Consider the following 12,261-nt stretch of genomic DNA (forward strand, 5'->3'; position numbering starts at 1 on the left):
ATCATTCTCCTCCCCTTATCTTCCAGATTCATCTGAATCTGTAGGAATTGGCACCTTTACAGTCTGACACTGCAGGTTGCCGGGCTTCATCGGGCCTATCCCTCCGCCGCTCTTGATAAGAGATCTAAAATTGTTTTTTGGTATTACTTGTTAATTGAGTATGAAGTCGATTATAAAGAGGATTCATTCCATCGTCAATACTATTTTCAGTGTTTTACAAAGATTCTTTCTAAAGTCCCGCTTAGCAAAATCCCGATCGGTTTTCTTTGGTCTGCAACAAAAAAGCGTTATTCCTTCTTAGATCAACTCCCCCTACGATTTAATAACAATTTTCAACCTTATGTTTGCTTTCTTCTGTACATTTTACTTCATACGCTCCTGTATCTTCATTGTAATAACTACATTCTTGCTGAATCGCTTAAGGCATGACAAAAAATTTAAAGGTGAAATTTTGCAGGCAAATAGGTTTATGGCCCATTGTAAAGGGTATATATTATTGTTTGTTTTTTTAATAAGGAGTTTTTGACTGGGATTAAACTATAAGATTATAAATTATATTCCGGGCAAGAGTAGATATGTGTAAGAGCCTTTAGTTCAGACTTATAGGTTCTTTTATGCATGTCAACTTCAAGTAAAAAACAGGGGGAGACATTTTATGGAATTGATGTCCAAAGTAAGTGATGAAGTTCACTCTTATATCCTTGATAACGGGGAAGCATTCAACGAGAAATTGCTTTCCGAAGCTGTAAACGTATCGATTAAGATAAAAGATATCTTAGATCGAGGAAACATAGATCTATTAAAAAATGCACGAAAACTCATATCCTATGTCCTTGAACAAAAGGATGAAGAATTAACTTCTTTTGCAGAACAGGAAGGTATTGCATGGGCGACTTATTCTTTAACACTATCCTTAAAATTGGAATGGGTACAAGCTATAAGAAGAACCTTGTGGCAGTTAATACACGACCTGGAATCCAATAAGAAGATCACGGATACCCGAGATGACTTTTTTGATATGGAGAAATACGTTAACGATCGGATTGACCAGTTCCTCAACAGCTTTTTTATAAGTTATTCTTCATATAAAGATGAAATGCTGCACAAACAAAGGGAGATTGTCGAACATTTATCTGTCCCCATCATTCCTGTAAGGGAAAATGTTTCCGTCTTGCCTCTGATCGGATCGATGGATTCATATCGTATGCAAATCATTGAGGAGAAGGTTTTCAATGAAATTTCCACATCACGAATCCAATCTCTTATTATCGATTTATCAGGTATGGCCTTAATGGAAATTGATGTTATCGATGAATTCGAGAAAATTTTAGCCGGTCTATCAATGATGGGATGCAGAGCGATCCTTACCGGTTTACGACCAGATCTCGTTAAGAGAATGGTTCATTCAGGAATCCGCTTTGACAAGGATATCGACACAAGAGGAACGCTTCAGGAAACCTTGAGGGAATACCTATAGAAATAAGGACTATTTTTATAATCTCATGTTATTCTACTAGCCATTGCAATATCTAACCGCGTATCAATAAACATTGCATAATCAATAAGTTTGCTTGTTTCGGGGTATGTCCCCCGCCGCAACAGGCCCCCGTATTCATTGAACATGGGGGCCTGTTTGATGCTGAGCATGGATTGCTAATCCATATACTAAAGCGTTCTGCCAGGAAGCCTTTGATTTGTTTGCTCTTTGGGAAGGGAATAATACTTAAGTGGCCAAAGTACGGTAAGTGTTTGTTTTAAATATAAAAGGCGTGCATGTCATTTTCACCTTCACCCTTCCCCCTAAAACGAACTTTCCTTCTTCCTATTTCTCAAAAACGCAACCAGCAGAAGAATTATCGGAACAATCACTAAGAGAGGCAGATGCAGGACAAACATGGCTATCTCTAATCCTTCATGGATATGTTCTTGGAAATTGCTCGCAATTGTCATCGACATAAATAAAACGACAAGCCCCAAAGGATAGCAAAGTCGTGAAGGCGATTTAACCTTAAATAAACTGGCAGATCCTATGACAGCTGCATAAAACAGTATGCTTATCTTAAAGAAAATCCCAATCACCAAGGCAAGCATGAAAAACACATCCAGGCGTTCCAGGAAATCAGCTACCTGGATAGTTTGAACCGTACTGAGAAGCGGAAATTGGGAACGTGCAGTCAGGTCTACACCAAGCACGCTAATGTTAATGAGCATCGTAAGAATCAAATTGATTCCACTTAATCCTGTTGCACAAAACATCGTCAGCCTTACCTTCTTGGGATTGTTCAAATACGGCAATATCATGGTGAATACAAACACTTCTGCAAAGGGGAAATATAAGGTTTGAGTAAATACCACCTTCAGGACAGGGACAATTCCTTCTTCAAGTACGGGTTGTAAGTTGGTCATATCGATTAAACCAGAACTCACAATCAATATAAACCCAATGACCGAAAGCATAAACATAAGGATAAAAAGCAGTTCTCCCGATCTCGCGATGACCTCGATCCCTTTTCGCACCATATAGATAATGACCAGTATTAACAATGCATTTGCAATGAACAGCGGAGTTTCAGGATAGGCAAAGGTTAACAGCATTTCACCAAAATCGCGAAGGATCCTGGAGGCGTCATACATAAAGTAAAAAAGATAAAGAAAGGCAAGTACGCTTCCTATCGCTTTTCCCAGAATTTTTTGCATGTACTCGGTGGGCAAAAGATCAGGATAATACCAATAAAGTTGATGATAGACGAGTAAAAGAACAAAACTGACTGCCATTCCCAGCAGAATGGCTAACCAGGCATCCTGTTTTGCGTCTATCGCAAGAGGTACTAGCAAAGCACTCCCCAGTTCAAACAGAACCATTAAGATAAAGAGCTGGCTGGCACTGATTTTTGCTTTCTCCACTCTGCTGGTACCTCCTTTTCATCACTGCTGGTTTTCTTCTATAGTTGATAGAAACGATTTATTTCTTAAACCGGCACGACGGATGTAAGCTTCGACGGTAATATCCACATTCAATTCTGGAAAATATACCTCGTTCCACATCGGTTTTAGCCGCTGCCAGTCACTTGGACTTTTACGGCGGATGACATCTCCAAACTCAAAGATATCCGCTTTATTTGTTTGAGCTTGTTCAATCGCTTGTTTTATTTCTTTTTTAACCTCTTTTGCCAATTCTTTTTCCATTTTTGAAATAACCTTCACATCTGTTATATCCACAGGGACATTATTCATTTCCCCTATGCCTCCTTCCACGCGTGTATGAATAGAGATAGAGGGGCGGCCATTCTTTACGTGCGCTGATACATCCGTTTTTTGACGGACAGTTTGGTAGGAGATGGCATCTTTCTTTCCCTTCCAATCAATGTTGATGTTTGTCCCTTGGATTTTATCCAGAATCCAAATCGTTCCTCTGGCATTTCTTCCATACAGCCAATCGACTAATTTGCCTTCTTTCAGAATGGCGATACCACTGGCTTGAAGGGTAGCTTCAGGCTCACTTTCCTGAAGGTTCTCTAAACTGCTGGCATGCTTGGAATCTCCTGAAAGACGAAACCCTGATACCACGGTATCGCCATTCAGGGATTGAAGGCCCTTCATCACGTCCTGCACCGATGTTTTAATGTTTTTCCCCCCAATCTTTTGGGTGAATTCCAGTGTTTTAAGCACCTTATTTGCAGGAATCTTATCAACGGGGGTTAATGCCTTCACAAGCTCTTCTGCAGTTGACTGATGGGTAATCACCATCGTTGTGGTGATTCGAAATTCATGATCCCGGTCGATCGCATCGATGATCGGAGCCAATCCTTCGTCTTGTGCCAGGTTCTCCCCGACAACCACCAGGTTTGTATGTGCATAATATAATCTTCGGGATATCTTGCTGGATGCAGTCCTGCTTGCTTCCACCAAATTATTACCTGTAGCCGAATAAATGGTAACAGGCGGGCTTTGTGGACCACTCCCGCGTATGCCTCCAGCCACATTCCCAGGATTGATAATTTGAAGTGTCACGGCATATTTCCCGTCTTCTGATTTATCTACTCCCATAGCCGCCACAATCGCAAGATCAGTTAACTCTTTTTTGCTCCAGCAACCTGAGAGCAAGACGGGGATTGTCACCAATATTATAAGAAAAAACAGCCTACGCTTCATTACTGCCACCTTCTTTAAAATCACGATTGACCATACCGCGGGATGCAGGAGGCTGAGGGTGCTGACTCTTCCCTTCCCGCCGGGTATTCGCACTAATTAAGCGTGGTCTTTGTCTTAGTGTCCACCATGGCAGCCTTATGAATGTGTCTCCATTATTCAACGGTATAAAAGGAGCAAACGGGGCCATATAGGGAACTCCAAATGAACGTAAGCCGCTTAAATGGACGACCATCATCAAGAGGATTAATATGATGCCGTAGAAACCGAATGTGGCTGCACCGATCATAAACAAAAACCGCAGCAACCGGACTGAAATGGCCATATCAAAGGATGGAGTGGCAAAACTGGCAATCGCCGTGATCGATACGATAATGACCATAGCAGGTGATACAATGCTCGCTTGGACAGCTGCCTGCCCGATCACAAGGGCACCGACAATGGAAACAGCCGAACCAATCGCTTTAGGCAGACGGATCCCGGCTTCCCTTAAGATTTCAAATGTTAGTTCCATAAGAAGAGCTTCCACGAATGCGGGAAAAGGCACGGCTTCCCGCTGAGCCGCAATGGCCACTATGAGTGTTGTGGGCACCATTTCCTGGTGGAAGGTGGTGACTGCCACAAAGGAAGCAGGCGCAATAAGCGAAATGAAAAACATCAAAATACGCAAAAGGCGGATTGATGTCGCAATATCATAACGTACATAATAATCCTCTGCCGATTGGAAAAATTGAATAAACACAGCAGGTGCAATCAGCACAAATGGCGTTCCATCAACAAAAATGGCGATCCTTCCCTCAAACAGATTCCCGGCCACCACATCAGGTCTTTCGGTGTTAAAAATAGTCGGAAAAGGCGTCATGGTTTGGTCTTCAATTAATTGTTCGATATAGCCTGATTCTAAAATGCTGTCAATGTCAATCTTGTTTATTCGCTGACGGACCTCGTCAACCACTTGATCATTGGCAATGCCGTTTATGTACATAAGCGTCACATCTGTTTTGGTCACGCGGCCAACTTTAAAGGACTCCATCCATAGATCGGGAGTCTTAATAATGCGGCGCACCATGGATGTATTCGTCGCAATCGACTCTGTAAACGCCCCTTTTGGACCGCGGACCACCATCTGCGTGGTGGATTCTGAAATGGAACGTTTTTCTCCGCCTTGCGTGGATGCACTCAAAGCCTTAGCGATTCCATCTACGAGGATAAGGGTATCCCCTGCCATTAAGGATAAAAACAGCTCATCCCAGGTATTGGAGGCAGACACATTACCAACCGTCATCATGTCTTCAGAGATCCGATCCAACGCATCCTCCTGAATCAATTTCTCTTTCTCATCATCTTTCATCATCGATTGAAGTAGGAACTCTTGAATCGATTGATTGTCTACGATGCCTTCGATATACACAATGGCTGTTTTAATATCGGAGTTTCTCCCCAATTTCAATTGACGAACGACGACGTCTGAGCTGTTCCCCGTCTTCTCTCGAATGATGGCAAGGTTGGCTGATAATGACTCTTGTATATGGTCATCAGAGTGAACTGCAGCTTGATTTTCAGCATCCTGCTGCTTGTTCTTTTTTGATTTTCGACCTTTAATGTACGAAGGCATATCATCAGGCACCCTTCTTTTATTTTTTATTACTTTAACCCTATACGGGGTTATTATGTAATTTTTAACAAAAGATATCACTGTATGATACGGGAACAATAAGAAAACCTAGAAGGAGGAGAGTGATCTGTATGAAAATCATGGGTATTTCCCTTTTGATGTTAGGATGTTTAATGGCTTTTTCCCTAAGTATCGATATTCTCCAAGGGTTTGATTTTTCGCATGCCTTGCAAAATACTGTCAGTCCATTTCGGGTAATGGAAGTTATCGAATTATTCGTCCTCTATTTCCTTCTGTTTCTATATTTCGCTGAGTCAGCCTATTATTTTATAAAGAGACGAAATGAAAACAAATAGATCATTACAGTTATGAGTTTTTTAGATCGTTGGAACGCAAGCAATAATTACGAGTATGAGGGTGCCGCTGGACAAACCTGCTGAGAGCAAGAAACTTCAAAAAAAACGCAACCGGTCTCACATAACCGTCTGCGTTCCTTCAATTACAGCCTGATCACAACCTCCGTCCCATCCTTCGCCTTCACATCCACAAGCACAAGCCCCCTATGCTTTTTCAGTTCCCTATAGACGGGCTTCAACGCTTTTCTGTCGATGTCCATGATCGTAAAGTCCAGCTGCTTTTTCTTAAAATGCTCTTTCGTCCAATGATGGAGGCGTTGGTGAAAAAACTTGGAGGATAGGATGGATATACCGACGTTCAAGATGGCATATGGAATCGGGATGGTGAACCGGGTGTCGTTTGATTTCACTTTTATATGCAGCATCGGCAGTTCCCTATTCGATGATGACGGAAACGGTATCTCCGTTTGCCGATTTCACATCGACAATCGGGCCTTCCAGTTCATTCTCGATGGCTTCCGTGATCAGGTTGATGTCGATATCCTTTACATATTTCTCGGATTGCGGGATGCCCGCTGCAATGCTGTGTCCTGCCTTCAAGACCGCCTTGATCAACTTGATCGGCAGATTGGCTGCGACGTTGTCACCTTCGGCTGATACGACACGGACTTTCAGCGTCTTGTCTGCATAAGCTGCCGGCTTTTCTGCCACCCTGACACCAGTCGCTTCCTTCTCTTTCAACACAGTGATCAGTTCGGCCCCCTTCGCCGCGTCGATTTTCCCATCCTGCACCATCGTCAACACTCTCGTGATTTCCTCATTCATGGAACGTTCCCCCTATTCGTTTTTTAAAAGCTTAATGGCTTCCTCCGGAGTGATTTCGCCATTCTCGAGCATCGTGACAACCTTCTTCTCGTCAACATCGTTTTTCTTCTTCTCTACATAACCAAGAGATGAAATGATGTCAGTCAGCTTGCCCCGGACCGTCGGATACGAAATCCCCAGCTCCTTCTCAACTTCCTTGATATTCCCCCTGCACATCAAAAACACTTCCACAAAATGAAGCTGATCCGGCGACAACGACGCCAGCTTCGATAACTCAAACTCATTTTCAATCGTCGTCTGACAATGAGAACACTGAAGCTTTGTAATCTTCATCGTTTCACTGCAGACCGGACAATTCGTAATTACTTTATAAGCCATAATGAAAGTCCTTTCTTTTATTTGTCTTGATTATATATCAATAAACAAAATATGTAAATGACAAAAATTAATATTATTAATATTTTTATTAAAATAATTAATTTTATAATTAAATAATTTAATGTTCCCTTAAAATATAATCACTTTTTTATCAAGACACCCTTTTCAGGAATATTTTTTTAATTTAAGCAAAAAATAATAAGTAACATACATAGAAAGAGGCGTATTTACATGAAAAAATCTCTGCCTACCATCGTATTAATGATCACGTGCACACTTGTTCACTTATATTTCACGCATCTGGGTCAAGAAATGAACCGGAAACGCTTTATCATAAGCGGCATCGCGTTAACTTTCTTTGGGAGTATATATTCAACTCTGCAAACCATGTTCATTATAAAAGCTGGCAGAAAGAGGACATAGAAAAGATAAGCAGCCTATACCCCAAATTTAATGAAGGGAATACAGGCTGCAAAGTTAACTCAAGATGAAGAAATGCCATCCACTGTCACGAAACGGGGCCTGTCCCCCGGCACACTAACGCTTTCATGTGCCGGGGGTCAGACCCCAAATCCAATTATAAGTATTTATCCCGAATCACGTTCAAATGGTGCAACTCGTGCCCGGCAATGCCATATGCAATGATATCTACCGAAACCGGGCTGTTCATGACAGTTCCACTGCGAACCCACGCTTCATCATCAATGGTTGAAATAAGGCTTAACGTATTAGCGCGCACCGCGTCCAAACCAGCCAGTAACTGCTCCCAGGATAATTTGTTGAAGTTCGCCGCAGAGACGTATTGATCCTGTTCCATTGCTGGCAGTGGTTCACTTTCATTTCGTGCAATGGCCAGCATTCGATACGACATCACACGCTCCGAGTCGGTCATATGCCCAACCACTTCTTTTAACGTCCATTTCCCTGGTGCGTACGCCTTCCCTGCTGACTCCTCTGACACGCCGCTTAAGAGGGAAATCGTCTTAGTCCGTTGCTTACTAAGTATTTCTTCAATATCTCCATCTGGCACAAGACTAACATACCTATCATGTTCTGGATTTTCAATACATAATGGTCGAGGACGCACATGAATCCTCCTTATTGGAATAGTTAATTATACTTCTAGTCTACTATTCGACTGTCACCAAGATATTTCCTTTACTTATGATCTTTACCCCATAATAATTCCAAATTAAAAACATTATTATCTCTGTACAACTGATTTATGCAGCTAGTAATGGGTTCATTCACTTTTCTTCCCCTAAGCTTCCCTATAACTATAAAAAAAGCTGAAGATCATCTGCCTGATCTTCAGCTATAGCGCCCGTTAATGGAACAACTTCACTTTTTACTTTGCTCATATCTAATTCGTTCAAGCACTTCATTTGGCTTTATGTCATAACCTGTTGCTCTTTTTCCACTCCAATTAACGCCAACATATAAACTGTCCTTCTCTAATCCATTTAACCATCTATTAATAAAATCTTCTAATGAAATTTCGTGTGGTTGAAAATTACTAAATGTCGGTACATTTTTGATGACTTTCTCTGCTCTCGACTTCAATGACCAAAAAGGGATTGATGTTTGACCATTGATATTTGTCGTGCTTGGAAACCCTTGTTCATCTTTTATCGCCCACACTTTTCTACATTTTAATATTTCTTCTATAAAAGCATAATATTGTGCTGATGATTGGCTCATTTTCACATTCCCTCAAAGTTTTAATTTAGAATATATTTTCCACTTTCCTTCTTCAAGTATTCTGCCCTTTACTTGAACAAAGGGCGGCTGCTTGTTCAGCAAACGCCCCCTTTAGTTTAAGTGCATGGTTTCACAAAGTTAGGTTTATTATAGAAATGCTGCCCGATTAGAGGTCATAAGAAATATCTTATTTAGCCAAAAATCTGGGCAGCAATTCCGAATAATGTTTTGTTTCTAGGCGGCATTTCAGCAAATTAATCACCATTACTGGTGGTTGACTCACTTGTTTAAAGCCTTGCTGCTCCAGAAATATCATAAAATCTTCATTGCCTGATGGCACATCAATCCTTAATTTCCCTTGATGTCTAGAAGCTAACTTATCTAATATTAAAGCAGCTGTTTGAGACTCAGGTGCTACAATAGGTCCTAATATCAGATTAACTGGTCCTAAAATAGATATTCCATAACCAATAATGTTCGCTTTGTTATCTCTAACTACTAGGCATTGTTCTGATTGGTTTATTCTATTTTGGAGAAATTTGCTTCTTTTATCTCCAAATGCAGCCTTATCTAACTTTAAAATTTCTGTAATATTATTACTATTGAACCTTTCAATAGTAACATCCCCGCTTTTGTTTAATGGTTTATATCCCTCGCAAAGGAACTTATGAACACAATCGACAGTTATAAAGCCCATTTTATCATAAAGGGGTCTGCCTTCTTCGGTTGCAATTAACATAATTGAAGTATTGCTTGAAGTAAAATCTAGACACTTTTGGGTAGCGTCTTTCCCTAGTCCCATTCCCCTATACTCTTTATGAACAATCACCATACCAATCGAAGCCAACTTATTATCATAAAGGACTATTGCCGCACTAGAAACAATTTTCCCCTCCGCATTCTTATGTCCGAATATCTTACCGGATGATAAGACTGTGCCAATCTCATATTCATCATAATCCCACCCGACTGATGCTGATAACTCCATTAAATCCTTAATATCACTTTTATTAAATTGCACTAATTCTAATATTGAATTTTTGAATATAGCCATTACGGATTTCCCCTTTGTACCTCACATAATCATATTAAAATACATTCTTAATTATTTAACTATCCTGCCCTATGCTTGAACAAAGGTCGGCTGCTTGTTAAGCAAACGCCCCCTTTAGCGGAACAAGGGGTACTAAAGTTGTTTTTCAACTTCCTCTTCATATTTTTCAACTTGTTTATTATTATCTGTGATGCCGTATTTCTTTTCTAGCTCTGGTTTGAGTTTTAACCACATAACATTCTTTTCATAAATGTCCCTGTCAAAATTGTGGTTAAGTTCTTCTAGAGATAAGCCTAAAGCATCAGCATATGCTTGTTTGGGGTAAATCAAAAGTATCAGGACCTTCCTTGATATACTTATCTACTTGATCTTCAGTAACAGTAACGTCGTATTTATCTTCTGCAATGGACTTCCACACTTTATCTTCTTCCAGAGATTTTTCTGCTAATTTTAAAACTTGGTCATCTGTTAAATCGGTTTCATAGTTTAATTTTTCTTGGGCTAAAGTCCTTATTATCCATTTGTTTAATTTCCCGTCTTTCTCAAACTTACTTGCTTCAGCCACTGCCTCTTCAAGCACCCTTTTATAATCCTCGTAAGTGTAAGTATCGGCAATTTCCTTCAATTCTTCATTACTCTTCATTTTTACTTCTATTGCAGCATTATCACTTGATTGGCATCCTGTGAATAAAAATAGTGCCGTTACACAATATGCAACTAATTTTAAAAATTTCATTATTAACTACCCCCTCTCTAAACTGCACCCCGTTTCTTCTTAATAAATTTGACGAAGACCAACAATTTTTAGTTTCGCTTATTCCGTTAACTTGCTCATAAATTGAATAAGGGCAATAGCCGGATCATTAGCTGATCTTCACTTATTGCCACCTATAATGGAAGAATCATTTATAGTTTAGACTTCATTTCCTTAATAGCATTTATAACTAATTGAGGTTCGTCGATGTGGACGGCGTGTCCAGCCTCCTTAATAACAAGGTGATTACTTGTTGTGGAGAGGTTGGCAAGTTCCTTCTGAAACATCATCCATTGAGCCATAGACTGGTTTGTATGATGGGACTGTGTACCGCCTGTAATGACAAGAAGAGGAATTTCTCCAAGTTTTATTCCTTTTACTTGCTCCAAACTTTCTTCAAACTCGCTTAGTGTAGCTTCTACTGCAAACTGTCCTAAATAATCTTTTTGGACTTTCTCTGTAAATAATGGAACCATCTTTTTATTTTGTTCTTCGTGAACGGAATCCAACAGAATTACTCCTGCGACCTCTTCTGGATACCTATTAGCAAATAATCTAGCGTTTACACCCCCGAAAGAATGCCCTACTAGTAGATACGGAGGTTTGACTTCGGCTTCTTTGAGTAAATTTCTCAGATTATTGATAATTTGCATACTATGTTTTGGTTTGCTACTCTTCTCGCTTCTCCCAATACCGTCCCTATCATAGAAGAATACATTTGCAAACTTTGAAACATCGTTTTTAATCGAATTCCAGTTATTCAAGTCCCAACCATATCCAGACTCAAAAACGATTGTTAAATTATCAGTACAACTTTTTATGTATTCATAATATAGTTCAATACCTTCTAAGTTTACTTTTTGACCAACAGCACTTCCAGTCATAAACTCCTCCAAAAATTTGTCATTACAGAAGTAATTCTAGGTATTCTTCAATTAACCTGCCCTTCACTTGAACAAAGGGCGGCTGCTTGTTAAGCACACGCCCCTTTTTGTGGAATAAGCCAATTATTCACAACGACTAAATACTCTTTTAATATCTTCCCGCCTAATCCTCTTCAAAAAATATCCCCAATTTAAACCCTCACCGGTCTTTTCATTTTTCTCAGGAGAGCGTAAGAATACTTATACTATCCGAGAATAGTAAGCTACATCGGCAACTCTGCCTTGTAAATGCGATTCAGGCAGCACCGCCACCAAAGTAAATCCGAGTTTTTCAATTAACTTTTTTGACGGTATAATTTTATTTTCTATAGTAGCAAATAGGCGTTTAAAGTTTAATGTGCTTTTACAATGCTCAATGACCGCGGAAACCGCTTCATACGCAAAACCGCTTCCCCAATGCTCCCTCATGAAGCGATAGCCAATTTCGCCAAGATAACCTTCTGCTATTTCTGGAATCATGACATCACCGATGAATTCATCCGTAT

At 40.2% G+C, this 12,261-nt stretch carries 15 protein-coding genes and 1 riboswitch; of the genes, 2 read left to right on the forward strand and 13 right to left on the reverse strand.

Features of this window, described 5'->3' with window-relative positions:
- Positions 1–12: 12 nt before the first annotated feature.
- A riboswitch (SAM riboswitch) is annotated at positions 13–122 on the reverse strand.
- 533 nt (positions 123–655) lie between these two features.
- Positions 656–1,477, forward strand: a complete 822-nt coding sequence (locus tag AS034_RS02225; protein ID WP_058297356.1) for an STAS domain-containing protein — start codon at positions 656–658, stop codon at positions 1,475–1,477.
- A gap of 323 nt (positions 1,478–1,800) precedes the next feature.
- Here AS034_RS02225 and AS034_RS02230 read toward each other — a convergent pair whose 3' ends face one another.
- The 3 genes from AS034_RS02230 to AS034_RS02240 are packed head-to-tail and all read right to left on the reverse strand — an operon-like array spanning position 1,801 to position 5,764.
- Positions 1,801–2,904: a GerAB/ArcD/ProY family transporter gene (locus AS034_RS02230; RefSeq protein WP_058297357.1), complete on the reverse strand. Its 1,104-nt coding sequence runs from the start codon at positions 2,902–2,904 to the stop codon at positions 1,801–1,803.
- Between the two features lie 21 nt (positions 2,905–2,925).
- Entirely contained in the window at positions 2,926–4,152 is a 1,227-nt protein-coding gene (locus tag AS034_RS02235) for a Ger(x)C family spore germination protein (RefSeq protein ID WP_058297358.1), read from the reverse strand.
- Positions 4,142–5,764, reverse strand: a complete 1,623-nt coding sequence (locus tag AS034_RS02240) for a spore germination protein (RefSeq protein WP_058297359.1) — start codon at positions 5,762–5,764, stop codon at positions 4,142–4,144. The genes AS034_RS02235 and AS034_RS02240 overlap by 11 nt, the downstream gene beginning before the upstream one ends.
- 140 nt (positions 5,765–5,904) lie before the next feature.
- Between AS034_RS02240 and AS034_RS23100 the strand changes: the two genes are divergently transcribed.
- Positions 5,905–6,120, forward strand: a complete 216-nt coding sequence (locus AS034_RS23100) for a YczF family membrane protein (RefSeq protein WP_473243010.1) — start codon at positions 5,905–5,907, stop codon at positions 6,118–6,120.
- 143 nt (positions 6,121–6,263) lie between these two features.
- Here the strand turns inward: AS034_RS23100 and AS034_RS02250 are convergent, their stop codons facing one another.
- The 10 genes from AS034_RS02250 to AS034_RS02300 form a co-directional block, all read right to left on the reverse strand.
- Positions 6,264–6,545 (reverse strand): hypothetical protein, encoded by a 282-nt coding sequence (locus AS034_RS02250; protein WP_058297361.1) that lies wholly within the window; start codon positions 6,543–6,545, stop codon positions 6,264–6,266.
- A gap of 10 nt (positions 6,546–6,555) precedes the next feature.
- Positions 6,556–6,945 carry an SHOCT-like domain-containing protein gene (locus AS034_RS02255; RefSeq protein WP_058297362.1) on the reverse strand — a complete coding sequence of 130 codons (390 nt, stop codon included), beginning with the start codon at positions 6,943–6,945 and terminating at the stop codon, positions 6,556–6,558.
- Between the two features lie 12 nt (positions 6,946–6,957).
- Entirely contained in the window at positions 6,958–7,323 is a 366-nt protein-coding gene (locus tag AS034_RS02260) for a DUF2089 domain-containing protein (RefSeq protein ID WP_058297363.1), read from the reverse strand.
- 577 nt (positions 7,324–7,900) lie between these two features.
- Entirely contained in the window at positions 7,901–8,410 is a 510-nt protein-coding gene (locus tag AS034_RS02270) for a DinB family protein (RefSeq protein ID WP_058297365.1), read from the reverse strand.
- A 254-nt stretch (positions 8,411–8,664) separates the two neighbouring features.
- Positions 8,665–9,024 carry a DUF2750 domain-containing protein gene (locus AS034_RS02275; protein WP_058297366.1) on the reverse strand — a complete coding sequence of 120 codons (360 nt, stop codon included), beginning with the start codon at positions 9,022–9,024 and terminating at the stop codon, positions 8,665–8,667.
- A gap of 187 nt (positions 9,025–9,211) precedes the next feature.
- Complete coding sequence (locus AS034_RS02280; protein WP_336433360.1) at positions 9,212–10,078, reverse strand: GNAT family N-acetyltransferase; 867 nt, start codon at positions 10,076–10,078, stop codon at positions 9,212–9,214.
- 132 nt (positions 10,079–10,210) lie between these two features.
- Entirely contained in the window at positions 10,211–10,408 is a 198-nt protein-coding gene (locus tag AS034_RS02285; protein ID WP_058297367.1) for a hypothetical protein, read from the reverse strand.
- Positions 10,380–10,814: a hypothetical protein gene (locus AS034_RS02290; protein WP_058297368.1), complete on the reverse strand. Its 435-nt coding sequence runs from the start codon at positions 10,812–10,814 to the stop codon at positions 10,380–10,382. Before AS034_RS02290 ends, AS034_RS02285 begins: the two co-directional genes overlap by 29 nt.
- Positions 10,815–10,984: 170 nt before the next feature.
- The gene (locus AS034_RS02295; RefSeq protein ID WP_058297369.1) at positions 10,985–11,716 is read right to left on the reverse strand and encodes an alpha/beta fold hydrolase; all 732 of its coding nucleotides are present in this window, start codon (positions 11,714–11,716) and stop codon (positions 10,985–10,987) included.
- Positions 11,717–11,956: 240 nt separating this feature from the next.
- The coding region (locus AS034_RS02300) for a GNAT family N-acetyltransferase (protein ID WP_162266017.1) at positions 11,957–12,261 on the reverse strand (305 nt) is incomplete at its 5' end.

Origin of the sequence: [Bacillus] enclensis (genome assembly GCF_001456935.1) — a bacterium.
GTDB lineage: Bacteria > Bacillota > Bacilli > Bacillales > Bacillaceae_B > Rossellomorea > Rossellomorea enclensis.

Excerpts from the sequence above, each read along its gene's own strand:
- AS034_RS02225 (WP_058297356.1), top strand. The coding sequence starts at position 656 with ATGGAATTGATGTCCAAAGTAAGTGATGAAGTTCACTCTTATATCCTT.
- AS034_RS02235 (WP_058297358.1), bottom strand. The coding sequence starts at position 4,152 with ATGAAGCGTAGGCTGTTTTTTCTTATAATATTGGTGACAATCCCCGTC.
- AS034_RS02240 (WP_058297359.1), bottom strand. The coding sequence starts at position 5,764 with ATGCCTTCGTACATTAAAGGTCGAAAATCAAAAAAGAACAAGCAGCAG.
- AS034_RS23100 (WP_473243010.1), top strand. The coding sequence starts at position 5,905 with ATGGGTATTTCCCTTTTGATGTTAGGATGTTTAATGGCTTTTTCCCTA.
- AS034_RS02250 (WP_058297361.1), bottom strand. The coding sequence starts at position 6,545 with ATGCTGCATATAAAAGTGAAATCAAACGACACCCGGTTCACCATCCCG.
- AS034_RS02255 (WP_058297362.1), bottom strand. The coding sequence starts at position 6,945 with ATGAATGAGGAAATCACGAGAGTGTTGACGATGGTGCAGGATGGGAAA.
- AS034_RS02260 (WP_058297363.1), bottom strand. The coding sequence starts at position 7,323 with ATGGCTTATAAAGTAATTACGAATTGTCCGGTCTGCAGTGAAACGATG.
- AS034_RS02275 (WP_058297366.1), bottom strand. The coding sequence starts at position 9,024 with ATGAGCCAATCATCAGCACAATATTATGCTTTTATAGAAGAAATATTA.
- AS034_RS02280 (WP_336433360.1), bottom strand. The coding sequence starts at position 10,078 with ATGGCTATATTCAAAAATTCAATATTAGAATTAGTGCAATTTAATAAA.
- AS034_RS02290 (WP_058297368.1), bottom strand. The coding sequence starts at position 10,814 with ATGAAATTTTTAAAATTAGTTGCATATTGTGTAACGGCACTATTTTTA.
- AS034_RS02295 (WP_058297369.1), bottom strand. The coding sequence starts at position 11,716 with ATGACTGGAAGTGCTGTTGGTCAAAAAGTAAACTTAGAAGGTATTGAA.